General features: G+C 29.8%; 12 protein-coding genes. 11 read left to right on the top strand and 1 reads right to left on the bottom strand.

Annotation, left to right across the window (positions count from 1 at the left end):
- Window positions 1-134 precede the first annotated feature (134 nt).
- The 6 genes from Q3223_RS00395 (at window position 135) to Q3223_RS00370 (ending at window position 11684) form a co-directional block, all read left to right on the top strand.
- Entirely contained in the window at window positions 135-1721 is a 1587-nt protein-coding gene (locus Q3223_RS00395; protein WP_407811436.1) for a cell wall-binding repeat-containing protein, read from the top strand.
- A gap of 209 nt (window positions 1722-1930) precedes the next feature.
- Window positions 1931-4114 (top strand): S-layer protein SlpA, encoded by a 2184-nt coding sequence (slpA, locus tag Q3223_RS00390; RefSeq protein ID WP_407811435.1) that lies wholly within the window; start codon window positions 1931-1933, stop codon window positions 4112-4114.
- A gap of 249 nt (window positions 4115-4363) precedes the next feature.
- The gene (gene secA, locus Q3223_RS00385) at window positions 4364-6709 is read left to right on the top strand and encodes a preprotein translocase subunit SecA (protein WP_407811434.1); all 2346 of its coding nucleotides are present in this window, start codon (window positions 4364-4366) and stop codon (window positions 6707-6709) included.
- Window positions 6710-7134: 425 nt separating this feature from the next.
- Complete coding sequence (locus tag Q3223_RS00380; protein WP_167640336.1) at window positions 7135-9006, top strand: cell wall-binding protein Cwp2; 1872 nt, start codon at window positions 7135-7137, stop codon at window positions 9004-9006.
- Window positions 9007-9111: 105 nt separating this feature from the next.
- A complete protein-coding gene (locus Q3223_RS00375) occupies window positions 9112-9819 on the top strand; it encodes a PIG-L family deacetylase (protein WP_167640335.1) in 708 nt (235 codons plus the stop codon).
- 32 nt (window positions 9820-9851) lie between these two features.
- Window positions 9852-11684 carry a cell wall-binding repeat-containing protein gene (locus tag Q3223_RS00370; RefSeq protein ID WP_167640334.1) on the top strand — a complete coding sequence of 611 codons (1833 nt, stop codon included), beginning with the start codon at window positions 9852-9854 and terminating at the stop codon, window positions 11682-11684.
- Window positions 11685-11735: 51 nt separating this feature from the next.
- On the opposite strand, the gene Q3223_RS00365 is transcribed toward Q3223_RS00370, so the two are convergent.
- Window positions 11736-12131, bottom strand: a complete 396-nt coding sequence (locus Q3223_RS00365) for a GtrA family protein (RefSeq protein ID WP_407811433.1) — start codon at window positions 12129-12131, stop codon at window positions 11736-11738.
- A 232-nt stretch (window positions 12132-12363) separates the two neighbouring features.
- Here Q3223_RS00365 and Q3223_RS00360 point away from each other — a divergent pair, with 232 nt between their 5' ends.
- The 5 genes from Q3223_RS00360 to Q3223_RS00340 all read left to right on the top strand — a co-directional run bounded on the left by Q3223_RS00360 (window position 12364) and on the right by Q3223_RS00340 (window position 21002).
- Window positions 12364-14775 carry a cell wall-binding cysteine protease Cwp84 gene (locus tag Q3223_RS00360; protein ID WP_407811432.1) on the top strand — a complete coding sequence of 804 codons (2412 nt, stop codon included), beginning with the start codon at window positions 12364-12366 and terminating at the stop codon, window positions 14773-14775.
- A gap of 208 nt (window positions 14776-14983) precedes the next feature.
- Window positions 14984-16561, top strand: a complete 1578-nt coding sequence (locus Q3223_RS00355; RefSeq protein ID WP_407811431.1) for a cell wall-binding repeat-containing protein — start codon at window positions 14984-14986, stop codon at window positions 16559-16561.
- 109 nt (window positions 16562-16670) lie between these two features.
- A complete protein-coding gene (locus tag Q3223_RS00350) occupies window positions 16671-17822 on the top strand; it encodes a DUF5009 domain-containing protein (protein ID WP_223152596.1) in 1152 nt (383 codons plus the stop codon).
- A gap of 249 nt (window positions 17823-18071) precedes the next feature.
- Window positions 18072-20096, top strand: coding sequence for an N-acetylmuramoyl-L-alanine amidase (locus Q3223_RS00345; RefSeq protein WP_054271360.1), 2025 nt, complete (start codon window positions 18072-18074; stop codon window positions 20094-20096).
- A 219-nt stretch (window positions 20097-20315) separates the two neighbouring features.
- Entirely contained in the window at window positions 20316-21002 is a 687-nt protein-coding gene (locus Q3223_RS00340; protein ID WP_021385677.1) for a sugar transferase, read from the top strand.
- The last annotated feature ends 69 nt before the right edge of the window (window positions 21003-21071 follow it).

The following is a 21071-nucleotide window of genomic DNA, read 5'->3' as shown; positions in this document are numbered from 1 at the left end:
TTTGTTATCATCTTACAGATTATGGTATCTTAGATGTTTTTTATTTTAGTAATTTATAAATTTTGAGGGAATCACTACTGAGGGTGTAATTTATGATTAGCTGAATTATATAAAAAATTAGTAGGAGGGGTTCGATGAAAGCAAATAAGAGAATATTATCAATAGGATTGGCAGTATCATTAATAATGGCAGGAACACTAAACATTAATGCACTTTCAAGTATAGAAAAGATACAAGGGAAAGATAGATATGAGACAGCTGCAAAAATTGCGCAGAAGCAAACATATGAAAATGTAGTATTAGTAAACACAGACAATACTCTAGCAGATGGGCTTAGTGCAAGTGGATTAGCAGGGGCAGTTAAAGCACCTATATTATTATCTCAAAAAAATAACATACCATCAGATACAGAAAGTATGTTAAAAGATGTAAAGAAGGTCTACATAATAGGAACTGAAGATTCAATAGGGAAGTCAGTTGAAAATAAATTAAAGCAAAAAGGTATAGAAGTTAAAAGAATAGGTGGTAATGATAGAATAGAAACAAGTTATCTTATAGCAAAGGAAATAGCTTCAATAAAGACTATAGATAAGGTTTTTATAACTAATGGGTATAAAGGTGAAGCAGATGCAATGAGTGTATCATCAGTAGCATCAAGAGATGGTGCCCCTATAATTTTAACTGATGGGAAAAGTGTACCATTTGAGAAAAAAGAAGGTGTACAATGTTATGCACTTGGTTCAGAAGAAATAATAAGTAATGACCTAGTTAAGAAAACCAATGCAGTTAGATTAGCAGGAGAAGATAGATTTGAAACTAATAAAAAAGTTATAAAACATTTTTATAGTTCAGCAAAAGAGTTCTATCTTTCTAAAGGATTCCAATTAGTGGATGCAGTTGCTGGTTCTTCTATAGCTAAAAATGCACCAATTGTATTAGTTGATGGAAGTAGTGATAAGTCTGTACTTAGAAGTGCTGATAAAATCACAGCACTAGGAGGCATAGATGAGAAAACACTACAACAATGTTTAAGTGCATCATCATTGGATGCAAGTGCACCAACAATAACAGTTGGGAATCTAAATGTATATCAAGGAGATAAGTTTGATATAAGTAAACTAAATATAGTTGCAAGGGATAATAAGGGAAGTGAATTAAAACCAGAACTTATAGGTGAAGTTAATACTGATAAGGTTGGTAAATATAAAGTGACTATAAAGGCTACTGATATTGGTGGAAAAACTACATCAATAAGTGTAGAGATAAATGTACTTGAATATAAGACTAATGATATGAATAGTACTGATTTTAAAATGATGGTTTCTAGTGAAATGTACAATTTGGTAAATTCTTATAGAAAAGAAAAAGGGAAAGAGCCATTACAAGTATCTAAAAATTTACAAGGAATGGCAAATTATTGGTCTAAGTATATGGCTGATAAAGGAGAATTCGCACATGTAATAAATGGTAAAAATGCTGCTGAAGTATTTTCTGGTGGAATGAGAAGTGAAGAAAATATAGCTTTTGTTCCACTTACTACAAAGAGTACTTATACAACAAAAGATGCTAGAGAAGTGGCAAATGTAATATTTACAGTTTGGAAGAAGTCTGATAAATATAACGAAAACATGTTAAATAGCAACTTTGAGTACACTGGATTTGGATTATATATATTACCAGATGGACAAGTGTATGCTACTCAAGAATTTCTAAATAAATAAAATTAAATTTATTAGATTGTTACATCTTGAAGTTTTGGGTATAAAAGTTCATATATCTGGAGAAAATAATAATTTAAAAAAATAGCTTGCAAAAAGAATAAAAATGGATTATTATAGAGATGTGAGAAATATTAGGAATATATGGATGATTATTCTATGTACATAATAAAGAGATGTAATTTAATATAATGTTGGGAGGAATTTAAGAAATGAATAAGAAAAATATAGCAATAGCTATGTCAGGTTTAACAGTTTTAGCTTCGGCTGCTCCTGTTTTCGCTGCAGTTGGGACACCAAGTAAGGAATATATAACTGTTCAAAAAGATTACAAAGATACACTTAAAAAAATACAAGCAGGTATTATGAGTGGTGCAATAACTGATGTAAAAGTAACTTATGATAAAGATAAGGTAGTATCAGATATTGATTATAAAACTACTGCTACTACAGCAGTTTTAAGAAAAGAAGCTGCTGATAAGTTATACAATCTTGTTGATTCAAAATTAGACAACTTAGGTGATGGAGACTTAGTAACATTTACAGTAGCTTATGACGCTGCAGAAACAGTTCATACTGAAGAAGAAATTGATGCACTTCAAACTAAGATTGAAAATACAATAGTTGCTAAGCCAGCAACAGAAACTACAGCTGGTGTAGTAGTAGAAAATGCTACTAATACAAAAGCAGCAGATAGACCTATATATGTTAAAGATTTATTTGATTTTGTAAAAGCAGCTGATGGAGCAGGATTTAAATTAACTTTGACTCCAAAGACAGATATAACTGCTATAGATAGTTATAAATATGCAGATAATACAAAAGGGTTATGGAGTGCAGCTAAAGCTTTTGGTGCTGTTACACCAGCTACAGCTGTGGCTATTGAAAAAGGAACAGTATATAACGCTAAATCATCATTTAAAGTTGATGCATCAGGAGCATCTGTTGCTGTATCTACTGTAGTTGTTGATACACTTGACGAGGCAGCGACTGTAGATGTAAAAGTTATAAATGCAAAAGAAACAACTGTAGATATAGATTCTAGTACTAGCACAAGTGCTGAAGATTTAGCTAAAAAATATGTTTTTGATGAAGACTACTTAGATAAAGTATATGAAGAGTTAACTAGTGATGAGCAGTATGGAAATCTTGTACAATTAGTAAGTGGTAGATATCAAGTAGCTCTTTATCCAGAAGGAAAAAGATTAGAAACTAAAGGAGCATCAGATGTAGAAAATACTCCTGTTAAATTAGTTCTTAAATCAGATAAGATAAAAGATATGAAAGATTATATAGATGATTTAAGAACATATAATAATAGTTACTCAAATGTTGTAACTGTAGCTGGAGAAGATAGAATAGAAACAGCTATAGAGTTAAGTAACAAATACTATAATTCTGATGATAAGCATGCTATAACTGATTCAGCAACTGATACAGTAGTTTTAGTTGGTTCTCAAGCTATAGTTGATGGTCTTGTTGCATCACCTTTAGCATCAGAAAAACATGCTCCATTATTATTAACTTCAAAAGATAAATTAGATTCAAATGTTAAATCTGAAATAAAAAGAGTTATGGATTTAAAATCTACAAGTGGTATAAACACTTCTAAAAAAGTGTACTTAGCTGGTGGAGTTAATTCTATATCTAAAGAAGTAGAAAATGAATTAAAAGATATGGGACTTAAAGTTACAAGATTAGCTGGAGATGATAGATATGAAACTTCTTTAGCAATAGCTGATGAAGTAGGTCTTGATAATGATAAAGCATTTGTAGTTGGTGGTACTGGTTTAGCAGATGCTATGAGTATAGCTCCAGTTGCTTCTCAATTAAAGAAATCTAATGGAGATTTAGATGTTGTAGATGGAGATGCTACTCCAATCGTAGTTGTAGATGGAAAAGCTAAAACTATAAACAATGAAACAGAAGATTTCTTAAACAATGCACAAGTTGATATAATAGGTGGAGAAAATAGTGTATCTAAAGATATAGAAAAAGCTATAGATGATGCTACTGGAAAAGGGCCTAATAGAACAAGTGGAGATGATAGACAAGCTACTAATGCAGAAGTAATGAAAGAAACTGATTACTTCGAAAAAGGTAGTGTAATAAACTACTTCGTAGCAAAAGATGGTTCTACTAAAGAAGATCAATTAGTAGATGCTTTAGCAGCAGCTCCAGTTGCAGCTAACTTTGGTTCTACTTATAAAGGTAATGATACTACTACAACTCCTTCTCCAGCGCCAATAGTATTAGCTACTGATAGTTTATCTGCAGATCAAAATGTAGGTATAAGTAAATCAGTTCATGATGATGGTGGAAAGAACTTAGTTCAAGTTGGTAAAGGTATAGCTAGTTCAGTAATAAGCAAAATGAAAGATTTATTAGATATGTAATATAAGTTTTAATAAAACTTTAAATATAAAAAGACTTCTCTTATGAGGAGTCTTTTTTATCCTAAAAAAATAAAATACAAAATAAAATAGAGGCTATAAATAGCCTCTATTTTATGTGAGAAATACCTAAATAAAAAGATGTTTAATTTATTTAAGTAAAATCATTATACTATAAATCAAAATAATTGTCTACTATTACGGATTTTTAATGTATAATAGTAATTGGACAATAGAAAAGGAGGTACTTATATGTCAGTTATAGATGCAATACTTGACAAAGCAGATGAACAAGAAATAAAGAAATTAAATGTTATAGTAGATAAAATAGATGCTCTAGAAGACAGTATGAAAAACTCATCAGATGAAGAATTAAAAAATATGACAGAGTTATTTAAAAATAGACTTAAAAATGGAGAAACTTTGGATGATATACTTCCAGAAGCATTTGCTGTGGTTAGAGAAGTATCAAGAAGAAAACTTGGAATGCGTCAATATAGAGTACAGTTAATAGGTGGTATAGTAATACATCAAGGAAAGATAGCAGAGATGAGAACTGGTGAAGGTAAAACTTTAGTTGAAGTAGCACCAGTGTACTTAAATGCTCTTACAGGCAAAGGGGTACATGTAATCACAGTAAATGATTATCTAGCAGAACGTGATAAGGAGCTTATGCGACCAGTTTACGAATCTCTTGGTATGACAGTAGGAGTAATTATAGCTAACCAAGACCCAAATATAAGAAAACAACAGTATAAATGTGATATAACTTATGGTACAAATAGTGAATTTGGGTTTGACTATTTAAGAGATAATATGGTACCAGATTTATCTTATAAGGTACAAAGAGAACTAAACTTTGCCATAGTAGATGAGGTAGACTCAATATTAATAGACGAAGCTAGAACTCCACTTATAATTGCAGGAGATGGAGATGAAGATTTAAATCTTTATGAACTAGCAAATAGCTTTATAAAAACTGTCAGAGAAGAAGATTTTGAGATGGATAGGAAAGATAAAACCATAGCATTAACAGCAAGTGGTATAAGTAAGGCCGAGTCGTTTTTTGGTATAAAGAACATTACTGATATAAAGAATATAGAATTATATCATCATATAAATCAAGCTTTAAGAGGTCATAAGCTTATGGAAAAAGATGTTGACTATGTTATTTCAAATGGAGAAGTAATGATAGTTGATGAATTTACAGGAAGAGTAATGGATGGAAGAAGATTTACAGATGGACTTCATCAAGCTATAGAGGCTAAAGAAGGTGTTGAAATAAAAAATGAATCTAAAACCATGGCTACAGTTACTTATCAAAATTTCTTTAGATTATATGGAAAACTTTCAGGAATGACTGGTACTGCAAAGACAGAAGAAGGCGAATTTGAGTCAATTTATAAATTAAATGTTGTTCAAATCCCAACTAACAAACCAGTTATTAGAGCTGATTTACATGACAAAGTATTTAAAACAGAAGAAGAAAAATATAATGCTGTTGTAGAAGAAATAATAAGGATACATAAGACTAGACAGCCAATACTTGTTGGTACAGTTTCTGTTGAAAAGTCGGAGAAGTTATCTAAAATGCTTAAAAAACAAGGGATAAAACACCAAGTCTTAAATGCAAAACAACATGATAAAGAAGCAGAGATAATCTCTAAAGCTGGTAAATTGGATGCTATAACAATTGCCACAAATATGGCAGGTAGAGGAACTGATATATCTTTAGGAGCAGGAGATAAAGATGAAGAACAAGAAGTTAAAAATTTAGGTGGTCTTTACGTTATAGGAACAGAAAGACATGAATCAAGAAGAATTGATAACCAGCTTAGAGGTCGTTCTGGTCGTCAAGGAGACCCAGGTACATCAAGATTTTTTGTAAGTCTTGAAGATGATGTAATAAAACTTTATGGTGGAAAAACTATAGAGAAATTAATGAAGAGAACTAGTTCAAATGAAAATAAAGCTATTGAAAGCAAGGCACTTACAAGAGCTATAGAAAGAGCACAAAAAGGTGTAGAAGGAAAAAACTTTGAAATAAGAAAAAATGTCCTTAAATATGATGATACTATAAATGAACAAAGAAAAGTTATATACAATGAAAGAAATAAAGTTCTAAATGATGAGGATATTCAAGAAGATATTCAAAAAATGGTTAAGGATATTATACAAGAAGCAGGAGAAACTTATTTAATTGGAAGAAAAAGAGATTATTATGGATATTTTAAACATTTATACAGTACATTTATGCCAGCAGATACATTATTAATTCCTGGAGTAGATAAAAAAAGTGTTCAAGAAATAGTTGATAGCACTTATGAAATTTCAAAAAGAGTCTATGACTTGAAAAAGATGATGGTTGGTATTGAAAAGGTTGCAGAGTTGGAAAAGACAGTACTTTTAAAAGTAGTTGACCAATACTGGATAGACCATATAGATGCTATGGAACAATTGAGACAGTATGTAGGTCTAAAAACTTATGCTCAAAAAGATCCATTTAAGGAATATGCTTTAGAAGGATACGATATGTTTGAAGAACTAAATAAAAATATAAGGGAAACAACAGTACAATACCTATATAAATTTAATTAAAAATGATAACTTAGATTAACTTCATTAAAAATAGGTAATAATAAGTATTTTGATTTATATATGATAAGATTATAATTAAATTAGTAAATTCATATAAATGAAAAAGAAGCTGAAAATCAGCTTCTTTTTCTGTGTGAGAAATACGGAAAAAAGAGATGCTTGAAATTTCTTTCTTCCATTTAATATTATACTATAAAGAAGATGAAAAGTCTATTAGTTATAAACTGGATTATAAAAAAAAATTACAATTTTGTTACTTTTTTGTATACATAAATGTTTAAAAAATAAAGTATAAAAAACAATTTCATACTAAATGGTTAATTATTACAATATAGCCTATTTATTGAAATAATATCAAATATATATTATAATTGGTAAATAAGGAAAAAATGATGAAAAATTGAATTTTTTAGGGGGAAAATACTATGAATAGAAAAAATCTTTCTATAGTTATGGCAGCTGCAATGATAAGTACATCAGTAGCTCCAATTTTTGCTGCAGAAACTACACAGGTAAAAAAAGAAACAATAACTAAAAAAGAAGCTACAGAATTAGTTTCAAAAGTTAGAGACTTAATGTCTCAAAAGTACACTGGAGGTTCTCAAGTTGGACAACCAATATATGAAATAAAAGTTGGTGAAACTTCATCACAGTTAAAAATAATAACTAATATAGATGAATTAGAAAAATTAGTAAATGCATTAGGAGAAAATAAAGAACTCCTTGTAACTATAACAGATAAAGGACATATAACAAATAGTGCTAATGAAGTAGTTGCAGAAGCAATTGAAAAATATGAAAACTCAGCAGACCTTTCAGCTGAAGCTAATTCTATAACAGAAAAAGCTAAAACTGAAACTAATGGAATTTATGGAGTTGCAGATGTAAAGGCTTCATATGATAGTACTAAAGACAAACTAGTTATAACTTTAAGGGATAAAAAAGAAACAATAACTTCTAAAACTATAGAGGTAAGTATTGGCGATGAAAAAATTGATTTAGTAGCAAATCCAGTTGATTCAACTGGAACAAACTTAGACCCATCTGTAGAAGGATTTAAAGTAAATAAAATAAATAAGTTAGGTTTAGCAGGAACTAAAGACATAGCTGATGTTAAATTAGCTGAAATAACTATAAAAAATAGTGACCTAAATACAGTTTCACCACAAGATTTATATGATGGATATAGATTAACTGTTAAAGGTAATATGGTAGTAAATGGAACATCAAAATCAATTAGTGATATTTCAGCAAAAGATTCAGAAACAGGAAAATATAAATTTACTGTTAAGTATACTGATGCATCTGGAAAAGCTATAGAGCTTACTGTAGAAAGTACTAATGAGAAGGATTTAAAAGATGCTAAATCTGCATTAGAAGGAAATTCAAAAGTTAAATTGATAGCTGGAGATGATAGATATGCAACTGCTGTAGCTATAGCAAAACAAACAAAATATACTGACAATGTAGTTATAGTTAATTCAAATAAACTAGTTGATGGATTAGCAGCTACACCACTAGCTCAATCTAAAAAGGCACCTATATTATTAGCATCTGATAATGAAATACCAAAAGTAACTTTAGACTATATAAAAGATATAATTAAGAAAAGTCCATCAGCTAAAATATATATAGTTGGAGGAGAATCAGCAGTATCAAATACAGCTAAAAAGCAATTAGAATCAGTAACTAAAAATGTTGAAAGACTAGCTGGAGATGATAGACATACAACTTCTGTAGCAGTAGCAAAAGCTATGGGTTCTTTTAAAGATGCATTTGTAGTAGGTGCGAAAGGTGAAGCTGATGCTATGAGTATAGCTGCAAAAGCTGCTGAACTTAAGGCTCCTATAATAGTAAATGGCTGGAATGATCTCTCAGCAGAAGCTATCAAATTGATGGATGGAAAAGAGATTGATATAGTTGGTGGTTCTAACAATGTATCTAGCCAAATTGAAAATCAACTTATTGATATTGATAAAGATAGAAAGGTTCAAAGAGTTGAAGGAGAAACAAGACACGATACTAATGCCAAAGTCATAGAAACATATTATGATAAATTAGATAAACTATATATAGCAAAAGATGGATATGGAAATAATGGTATGCTAGTGGATGCATTAGCAGCAGGTCCTTTAGCAGCAGGAAAAGGACCAATACTTCTAGCTAAAAATGACATAACAGATTCACAAAAAAGTGCTCTTGATAAAAAATTAAATCTTGGTGCAGAAGTAACTCAAATAGGTAATGGGGTTGAATTGACAGTAATACAAAAGATAGCTAAAATACTAGGTTGGTAATAAATCTATACTGTGGAGAAGATTCCTTAATATATAGGAATCTTTTTCTACAGTTTAGCTATTTATTGTAGATTATAACATTTTATGAAATAGGAGGATATAGTAGTGGTAGATGCAACTTTATTTTTTACACCACATCAAGACGATGAAACTTTAAGTATGGGTAGTGCCATAATTGAGCATGTTGAAAAAAGTGATACACACGTAATTTTGTGTACAGATGGTAGTAAATCAATAATAAGGAAAGTTTTAGATGATGGAGGTACATGTTCCTATCATATTAAAGATGTGCATAAGTATTCTCTATCAGAAAGTGAATTTTCAAAAAATAGAGATGAAGAATTCAAAGATAGTTGTGAAGCAATGGGTGTAAAAGAAAGCAATATACATATAGAAGATAATAGAGCACATGATGGTGAGTTAAATAAAGAAAAAGCAAGAGAAATAATTCTTAAGTATCTAAAAGAATATCCAGATGCGAAAGTAAAAACAGTTACTCCATTTAAAGCTAGTGGAATACATGAAGACCATAGAGCATTAGGTGAAGCAGCTTTAGAATTGTATAAAGAAGGTAAAATAAAAGACTTAAGATTTTATGTAGAACCATATGACTACATTGATTTTAAAAAAGTTAATCCAAATGTAGAAGTATGGGAGGTATTACCTAGCCAAGAAGAGAAGTTATTAAGTGCAATGAATTCATATAAGAAATGGAATCCAGAAAGTGGTCATTACGCTATAGGGTACCATTCAGTAAAATCCCACTTTGATGAACTAGCTACAAGTAAAATACAGTATGTTCATGCTCCATAAAATATTATTAAAGAATTAGGAGGTAATAATTAATGAAAATATCAAAAAAGATAGTGTCATTATTAACTATAACATTTTTATCTGTTACATTGTATGGAAATACATCTAATGCGTCGACCAAGGATACGCTAACAGGTTCTGGTAGATGGGAAACTGCTATAAAGATAAGTCAAGCTGGATGGACAAAGTCTGATAATGCTATATTAGTAAATGATAATTCAATAGCAGATGCTTTATCAGCTACTCCATTTGCAAAAGCAAAAAATGCACCTATATTATTAACTCAAAGCAATAAACTGGATAGTAGAACAAAAGCAGAATTAAAAAGACTTGGTGTAAAAAATGTATATTTGATAGGTGGTTCAATTGCAATAGGTTCAAATGTTGAAAAGCAATTAGATGCAGATAATATAAACTTTGAAAGAATATCTGGGAGTAGTAGATATGAAACTTCTTTAAAGTTAGCAGAAAAATTAGATAAGGAAAATTCTATATCTAAAATAGTTGTGGTAAATGGAGAAAAAGGACTTGCTGATGCTGTAAGTGTTGGAGCTATAGCAGCTCAAGAAAATATGCCAATAATACTTTCTGATTCAAATGATGGAATTGAAGTAGCAAATAATTTTATAGATAGTAAAGATATCAAAAATTCATATGTAATAGGTGGGACATATTCTATTTCTAATTCTGTAGAAAGAAGTTTACCAAATGCTACAAGAATAGCAGGAGAGAGTAGAAGTGAGACAAATGCAAAGATTATAGAAGAATTCTATAAAAATACTGATATAAAAAATATTTATGTTACAAAAGATGGTACAAAGAATAAGAATGATTTAATAGATTCTTTGGCAGTAGGAGTATTAGCTGCAAAAAATAGTTCTCCGATAATTTTAGCTGGAAATAAACTTGATACTACACAAAAAGAGATTTTAAATACTAAGATTATAGATAAAGTTACTCAAATTGGTGGTTTAGGGAATGAAGATGCTGTAAAAAGCATAATAGACATGCAAGAGAAGACTAAATATACTGTAGAAACTATTGATGAGTTAAATGTTGCTATTAAAAAGACTGATGCAAATGATGTAATAATATTTGAGCCAGAGAAAGATACTAGTATAAGTGATTCATTTAAGATAGAAACAAATAAGGCTATAACTATAGAATTTGATGGAGTATTCAAAAAATCTATAACTATAGACATGCCTAATGGAGATGTAAAGAATTTTGGAGAAATCTCAGATGATATTAGAATAGATAATATAAAGAAAGGTACTTTAATTAATGAAGGTAGTATACAAGGTATAGATATTTATTCTAAAAATGGATGTAAAATAGAGAATACAAGTGATGGGGATATATGGATTATAACTATAGACTCTGATGCTAAAGATGTATATATAGAAAATGATGGAGATATAACGAAAATATCAAATAATGCACCAGGTGTTGTAGTAAAAAATTCTGGAAAAATTGATTTAGTAAATGGTAATGAACAACCTGCAATTAGTGGAAAGAAACCAACAACTAATGATACTGAATATAATGATGAAAGAGCACGTGGATTGTCTGTTAGTACAAAACCTTGTTCAATACCTGAAAAAGACCATGTTAGGGTGACAATATCTAGTGAGCCTAAGAATTCAAGATATAAGATTTATTATAGAGTTGTAGAAGATAAACCTTCTGCTATGTATGTAGGAGAAAAAATTAGTGTGAGAAATTGGGACTTGGCATCAAGATCAGATGGTTCATTTGTAGAAAAGGCTAAAAATGGGTCATATATAGAAGTAGTTGAAATAAATACTTCAACTAATAAAGTTACTAGATGGGGAAGATCAAATGTAACTGATGATGGATTTTAAGGTGTAAATAAAATTTTTAAAAGTAGATTACTATTTATAGTAGTCTACTTTTTACTTTCTAAAAATTATCATCTTACTAAATAAATAATTTAGAATTATAACAACTATATTAGTAAAAATCTTCACTATAACATCATTTACAAAAAGTAAATCAATCATTATATACATAATAACCATTTCTATAATACCAGAAATCAACCTAAAACTAACAAAAGACAAAAACTCCTTAAATAAAAATTTTAACTCAACTCTTCTGCTTTCAAACACAAAAAACTTATTAGTAACATAAGCAAATAAAACAGCAAGAATCCATGCTAGAGCATTTGCAATCATAAAATTAAATAAAATAACTCTAGTAAAAAATAAATAAGAAACTATATTTACAAGGGTAGTAAATGCTCCAAAAAATAAATATAATATTGTCTCTTTATGTTTTTTTAAAATCAAATATAACCCTCCCAAACTAATCAGATATAACCATTCTTTAAGATTCTAACATACTTTAGTATAACATATCCATTAATTAATAAAATCAATACATTATAAAATATCATAAAAAACAAAATTATAGCGCTATACAATTAATATGCATTTATAATCCATATTTTATCAAAATAAAATATGACCTCGATTTAGAAATCTGATATAATAAAAATTAAATACATACAAGGGGGTAAATATGAGAAAGTACAAATCAAAAAAATTGTCAAAGCTACTGGCATTGTTGACAGTTTGCTTTTTAATAGTGTCAACAGTACCTGTATCAGCAGAAAACAATAAAACACTAGATGGAGTAGAAACTGCAGAATACTCTGAAGCGTATCTTCAATATCTAGAAGATGTCAAAAATGGAGACACAGCAAAATATAATGGAGTAATACCAGTTCCACATGAAATGGAAGGTACAATACTTCAAAATAAGGGAAGAAGTACTCTCCCATCATCATACAAAGCGAGTGCATCATACAATCCAATAAACTTGGGATTGACTACACCAGCAAAAAACCAAGGAAATCTTAATACATGTTGGGCATTTTCTAGTATGTCAACTTTAGAATCATACTTAAAGTTAAAAGGTTATGGAACTTATGACCTTTCAGAAGAACACTTTAGATGGTGGTCAACTGGTGGAACATATGGATGGAATTTAGACGATATGTCAGGTAGCTCAAATGTAACAGCTATAGGATATTTGACTGCATGGGCAGGACCTAAATTAGAAAAAGATATACCATATAATCTTAAATCTGAAGAACAAGGTGCAACTAGACCTTCAAATATGGATACTGCACCAACTCAATTTAATGTAACAGATGTTATTCGTCTTGGCAAAGATAAAGAAACTGTAAAAAATGCTATAATGCAATACGGTTCTGTTACATCAGGATATGCACATTATTCAACATATTTTAATAAAGATGAAACAGCATATAATTGTACAAATAAGAGAGCACCTTTAAATCATGCTGTAGCTATAGTAGGATGGGATGATAATTATTCAAAGGACAACTTTGCTTCTGATGTTAAGCCAGAATCAAATGGAGCTTGGTTAGTAAAAAGTAGCTGGGGAGAATTCAACTCTATGAAAGGATTCTTCTGGATTTCTTATGAAGACAAAACTATTTTAACAGATACAGATAACTATGCAATGAAATCAGTATCAAAACCAGACAGTGACAAAAAAATGTATCAACATGAATATGCTGGTCTTAGTAAGATAATGTCAAATAAAGTAACAGCAGCAAATGTATTTGATTTCAGCAGAGACTCTGAAAAACTTGACTCAGTTATGTTTGAAACAGACTCTGTAGGAGCAAAATACGAAGTATATTATGCACCAGTAGTAAATGGAGTTCCTCAAAACAACTCAATGACAAAACTTGCAAATGGAACAGTATCATACTCTGGATACATAAATGTATCTACTAACTCTTATAACCTCCCAAAAGGGAAAGGTGCAATAGTAGTAGTTATAGATAACACAGCAAATCCTAATAGAGAAAAATCAACTTTAGCATATGAAACTAACATAGATGGATACTATCTATATGAAGCTAAAGCAAACTTAGGTGAAAGTTACATACTTCAAAACAATAAATTTGAAGATATAAATACATACAGTGAATTTTCTCCTTGCAACTTTGTTATAAAAGCTATAACAAAAACATCTTCTGGACAGGCTACTTCAGGAGAATCTTTAACTGGAGCAGACAGATATGAAACAGCAGTTAAAGTTAGTCAAAAAGGATGGACTTCTTCTCAAAATGCAGTACTAGTAAATGGAAATGCAATAGTGGATGCTTTAACAGCTACACCATTTACAGCAGCAATTGATTCTCCAATCCTTTTAACAGGAAAAGATAACTTAGATTCAAAAACTAAATCAGAATTACAAAGATTAGGAACTAAAAAGGTTTATCTAATAGGTGGAGAGAATTCTTTAAGTAAGAATGTACAAACTCAACTTAGCAATATGGGTATATCAGTAGAAAGAATTTCAGGTAGTGATAGATACAAGACTAGTATATCTTTAGCTGAAAAACTAAACAGTATAAAATCTGTTTCACAAGTTGCAGTGGCAAATGGTGTCAATGGACTTGCAGATGCAATAAGTGTTGGCGCAGCAGCAGCTGATAACAATATGCCAATAATACTTACTAATGAAAAGAGTGAGTTACAAGGTGCTGATGAGTTTTTAAATTCATCAAAAATAACTAAGTCTTATATAATTGGTGGTACAGCTACTTTATCATCAAACTTAGAAAGCAAGCTTTCAAATCCAACAAGACTTGCAGGAAGCAATAGAAATGAAACTAATGCTAAGATAATAGACAAATTCTATACTAATTCAGATTTAAAATATGCTTTTGTTGTTAAAGATGGTTCAAAAAGTCAAGGTGACTTAATAGATGGACTAGCAGTAGGAGCATTAGGTGCTAAAACTGATTCACCAGTAGTTCTAGTTGGAAATAAATTAGATGAAAGTCAAAAGAATGTTCTTAAATCTAAGAAAATAGAAACTCCTATTAGAGTTGGTGGAAATGGAAATGAAAGTGCTTTTAATGAATTAAATAGTCTTTTAGGAAAATAGTAAATAGAAAAATAGCAAATCTATATATTTTATTATTAAAAAATATTTAATAGAACTTTATAAATATGAAACAGTAGAAAGCCTTGACCTAAATATGGTCAAGGCTTTTATTTATGAAAATGTAATAAATTTAAACTGTAAAATAGTGTAAAGATATTTTATAATATAAATATAGTAAGATTTTAAACAAAATAAGGGGGTAATAATAATGAAAGCACCAAAAACCATTTTAACAACATTGACAATAGCGCTTACTTTAAGTAGCATTTCTATAACTTCATCATATGCACTTACAGAGGAAAAAATAATAGGTAATGGAAGATATGAAACTGCTGTAAAGATAAGTCAAAAGGCTTACAGCTCTAGCACTAATGTAGTACTAGTTAATGATAAGTCGTTAGCAGATGCTCTTTCAGCCACACCATTTGCGAAAGTTAAAGGAGCACCAATACTTTTAACAGAAAATAATAAATTGGATGATAGAACTAAAGCAGAGATAAAACGTCTAGGAGCTAAAGACATTTATTTGATAGGTGGTACTACTGTTTTAAGTAAAGATATAGAAAATCAATTGAAAAGTGAAGGATTCAATGTAGAAAGAATTAGTGGTAATGATAGATATGAAACTTCATTGATTTTGGCTAATAAATTGAAAGACATAAAAGATGTTAAGGAAGTAGCTGTTGTAAATGGAGAAAAAGGTCTAAGTGATGCTGTTAGTGTTGGAGCACCATCTGCTCAAAACAACATGCCTATAATATTATCTAGTCCCAAAGATGGAGTAGAACCATTTGAAAAATTTATAAAAGATGAGAAAGTTATTAAGGCATATGTAATAGGAGGTACAAATTCTGTATCAAGAGCTGTAGAAAAGAGTCTTCCTAATGCAGAAAGATTGAGTGGAAAAGATAGAAATGAAACTAATGCCAAAGTAGTAGAAAAGTTTTATACGGATACAAGTTTAAGTAATCTATATGTTACCAAGGATGGAAGTAAAAATGAAAATCAGCTTATAGATTCATTAGCCGTTGGAGTATTAGCAGCTAGAAATGAGTCACCAGTCGTTTTAGTTGGAGATAAACTAAATACAAAGCAGAGAGATGTACTTAGTACGAAAAAATTAAGTACAGTAACACAAGTTGGTGGAAATGGAAATGAAGAAGCTTTTGATGAGATTAAGAGTCTACAAGATAAGACTGTTTTTGAGGCAAAAACTGTTGAAGAATTAACTGATATGATAAATATTGCAAGCCCTAACGATATTATAAACTTTAATCCAAAAGAGGATACTGTAAATGAAGCTTTTAGAATGGTAACAAATAAGCCAATAACTATTAATATAAAAGGCGATTGCTCAAAAACGGTTACAGTAGATATGCCTAATGGTGAAGTAAATAACTATGCTACTTTAGTAAATGTTATAGTTAGAAATATTGGAGAAGGTGGATTTAATAATCATGATACAATAACTATATTGTCAGTTCGTGATAAAAATGGTAGAGTTATAGAAAATACTAGAAATTCAGATATAGAAACAATGATGATATTGGCATCTGCTAATGATACAAAATTAATTAATGATGGTTATATAGGAAAGCTTATAGACAACTCATCTAATAGTGACATCACTAATCATGGAACTATAGATAAAAAAGTAAATCAGGTTGAGGATTTAGAAGCTAAGGTTGATTCAATAGAAAAAACTATAGATTCTATAAGTCAGAAAATTAATAAGATACAAGATATATTAGATAAACTTGGATTTCTAAAGAAGTTTCTTAATTAAAAAGATGTATATTTAAGAAAGCTACATTTTAGACTTATATTTGAAGATATATAGTTAGATAGATTCATAGCTAAAGCTAAATATACAGTTAAATCTTGGGGGAGGTAATATGGAGAGTGGATTTGAAGGTAAATTAGATACAAAAATTATGAAAAATAGAGTTAAATCAATAGATATAATAAGAGGGCTATCAATAGCCCTCATGATAGTTTGCAATAATCCTGGAACTTGGATGAGAATGTATCCTCAGCTAAGACATGCTATATGGCATGGTGTAACACTTGCAGATTTTGCATTTCCTTTTTTTGTTATATCTTTAGGGGTTACAATTCCAATATCAATAAATAGTAAACTAAAAAACAATAAGTCTACATTAAGCATAGTACTCAGTATATTTAAGAGAAGTATTTTACTTATATTATTTGGATTTTTCTTAAATTACCTAGGAAATCACGACTTAAGTACTGTGAGAATACTTGGAGTACTTCAACGTATGGGACTAGTTTATTTTGTAACTAGTTTAGTATACTTACTACTAAAAAAATTAAATGTAGGAAGTACTATGACAATAATTATATTCTTATGTATATCTGCATTTATAATAATAGGTTATTATGTAGTTGCAAAACCATATGGGTTCGAGTTAGAAGGTTCTCTTGCACAATTGGTGGATTTCCATTTTTTTAAAGGTCATTTATACAAACCAGATTTTGAACCAGATGGATTCCTAACTAGTATAGTAGCAATTTCTTCAGGTATGTTGGGTTGTATTATGGGATGTGTACTTTTAAAAGAAAACATAGGAGAATACAAAAAATTCTTTAAAATATTAGTTATGAGTATTATTTTGCTAATATGTGCTTTTATCTTTAATCAATATTTTCCATTTAATAAGAGATTATGGTCTAGCTCATTTGTACTTTTAATGGCTGGAAGTTATGGTATATTACTGGCAATATTTTATTTTATATGCGACATCAAAAATAAGAGTAAAATATTCACACCAATAATAGCACTTGGTAGTAGCCCGATTTTTACATATATGTGTCTTGAGATATTAAGCCATGTTTTTTGGAATCTTCCAAAACTTACAGATAAAGTCGATTATCCAACTACTTTGGTAGAGTGGGTTACATATGAACTTATAACACCTTGGGCAGGTACAACTTGGGATTCGCTAGTATTTTCTTTATTGTATGTCTTATTCTGGGTTATAGTAATGTCCATTATGTATAAGAAAAAAATATTTATCAAAATTTAGTGTGATGTTTTTTTAGACAAGAATTTCTTTGTTTTTGTTTAAATATACAGAAAGTATTGGATATAATACAAGTTTCCTCTAGATAAAATTTAAAAATCATGCCATAAAAGATTACAAAAAGATTACAATTTGTAATCTTTTGTGCTATAATGAAAAAAGATTTACATAATATTGCATTTATGTAATATAAAACAAGTTCAAGACGAATTTAAACAAGATTTAAAGGTTTAAAAATCTAGGGGGGATATAATGAAAAAGAGTACAAAATTATTAGCAACAGGAATGTTGTCTATAGCAATGGTGGCACCAAACGTGGCTTTAGCAGCGGAAAATACTACTGCAAATACAGAATCTAATTCAGATATTAATATAAATTTACAAAGAAAAAGTGTAGTGTTAGGAAGTAAATCGAATGCAAGTGTAAAGTTTAAAGAAAAATTAAATGCTGATTCAATAACATTAAACTTTATGTGTTATGATATGCCACTTGAAGCTACTTTAAATTACAATGAAAAGACAGATACATATGAAGGTGTAATAAACTATAATAAAGACCCAGAATACTTAAATGTATGGGAACTTCAAAGCATAAAAGTAAATGGTAAAGATGAGCAAAAAGTTTTAAACAAAGAAGACTTAGAGTCTATGGGATTAAATCTTAAAGATTATGATGTTACACAAGAATTTATAATAAGTGATGCAAATTCAACAAAAGCAGTAAATGAATATATGAGAAAAACTTCTGCACCAGTAAAAAAACTTGCAGGAGCTACTAGATTTGAAACTGCTGTTGAGATAAGTAAACAAGGTTGGAAAGATGGAGCTAATAAGGTTGTAATAGTTAATGGAGAACTGGCAGCAGACGGAATAACAGCTACTCCACTTGCTTCTACTTATGATGCACCAATATTACTTGCAAATAAAGATGATATACCAGAAAGTACAAAGGCAGAATTAAAACGTCTAAATCCAAGTGATGTAATAATCATTGGTGATGATGGTTCAGTTTCACAAAAGGCAGTATCTCAAATTAAATCTGCTGTAGATGTGAATGTAACTCGTATTGGTGGTGTTGATAGACACGAAACATCTTTACTTATAGCAAAAGAAATAGATAAATACCATGATGTTAATAAAATATACATAGCAAATGGTTATGCTGGTGAATATGATGCTCTTAACATTTCACCAAAAGCAGGTGAAGACCAACAACCTATAATATTATCTAATAAAGATTCTGTACCACAAAGTACATATGATTGGTTATCTTCACAAGGTCTAGAGGAAGCTTATTATATAGGTGGTAGCCAAAGCTTATCATCAAAACTTATAGACCAAATATCTAAAATAGCAAAAAATGGAGCTTCAAAAAATAGAGTTTCTGGTGCAGATAGACATGAAACAAATGCAAATGTAATTAAGACTTTCTATCCAGACCAAGAGTTGAGTGCAATGTTAGTTGCAAAATCTGACATAATAGTTGACTCAATAACGGCTGGACCTTTAGCGGCTAAATTAAAAGCTCCTATACTTATAACTCCAAAAACTTATGTTTCTGCATACCATACTACAAATTTATCAGAAAAAACAGCAGGAACAGTATATCAAATAGGTGATGGAATGAAAGATAGTGTTATAAGTTCTATAGCATCTAGTCTATCAAAACATAATTCACCTACAGAGCCAGAAAATCCAGGAGATGCTACAGGAAAAACTGTAGTGATTGACCCAGGTCATGGGGGTTCTGATTCAGGAGCAACAAGTGGATTAAATGGTGGAGCACAAGAAAAGAAATATACTCTTGATACAGCGTTAGCAACTACTGAATATCTACGTTCAAAAGGTGTAAATGTTGTTATGACTAGAGATACAGATAAAACAATGGCTCTAGGAGAAAGAACAACTTTATCAAATACTATAAAACCAGATTTATTTACAAGTATACATTACAATGCATCTAATGGTGCAGGTAATGGTGTAGAAATTTTTTATAAAGTAAAAGATAAAAATGGTGGGAAAACTAAGACTGCTGCATCAAATATATTAAAAAGAATATTAGAAAAATTTAACATGCAAAATAGAGGAATTAAAACAAGAACACTTGCAAATGGAAATGATTACCTATATGTTTTAAGAAACAATAATTACCCAGCAATACTTGTCGAATGTGCATTTATAGACAATAAGAGCGATATGGATAAGTTAAATACTTCTGAAAAAGTAAAAACAATGGGAACTCAAATTGGAATAGGAATAGAAGAATCTGTAAAATAAAACAAAAAATATTAAAGCAAAATATATCATCTCCTGTTATAATGTAAAATATAACAAGGGATGATATATTTTTGTAAAGAATCAAATTGTTTACAATGACGTTTATTGTATTGATAATCTGCTCATTATTGAGTATAATATAGAAATAAGTCAAAAATAAGATAGAAATAAGTTGAAATTAAGAATTAAAAAAATTTTTATTCCAATATGGAGGTAACTATGTCTGGATATACTAATGATGAATGTGAAATACCTAAAGTTAAAAGCTATCCAGGGGCAGATAAGGAAATTGCAAGCGAGATTGACTATAGCATAGTAAAAGGAACAGTTTTATTTGACTTGTACCAGAGAATTATGGATTTAGTTTTATCTATAATAGGACTTGTGATAGGTTTACCTTTAATAGCAATATTTGGAATTCTTATTAAAATAGAGGACAAAGGACCAATAACTTATAAGCAAGAAAGACTAGGAAAATGCGGAAGAAGATTCTATATATATAAATTAAGATCTATGAGAACAGACGCAGAAAAATTTGGCGCACAATGGGCTGAAAAAGATGATCCTAGAATAACTAAGGTTGGAAAGTTTATTAGGAAAACTAGAATTGATGAGATTCCACAGTTGTTTAATATATTAAAGGGGGATATGGGCTTAATAGGTCCTAGACCAGAAAGACCAAACTTTACTGTTCAATTTAATGAGGAAATACCTGGATTTATCAACAGGCTTGCTATAAAACCTGGACTTACAGGTTGGGCACAAGTAAATGGTGGATACGAAATCACTCCTGAAGAAAAACTTAAAGAAGATATTTACTATATAAAAAATAGGAGTATATTACTTGACTTTAAGATACTCTTTAAAACTGTTAAAGTAGTATTGACAGGAGATGGAGCTAGATAATTTTAAAATATTAGATTACTAATCAATGAAAAAGCTCTTTAAAAAAGAGCTTTTTTATTGTCAAAAAAT

The sequence above is a fragment of the Clostridioides sp. GD02367 genome, assembly GCF_045900275.1.
Lineage (GTDB): Bacteria > Bacillota > Clostridia > Peptostreptococcales > Peptostreptococcaceae > Clostridioides > Clostridioides difficile_A.
The sequence above is the reverse complement of the archived record's forward strand: the minus strand, read 5'-3'. Positions and strand labels throughout refer to the sequence as shown.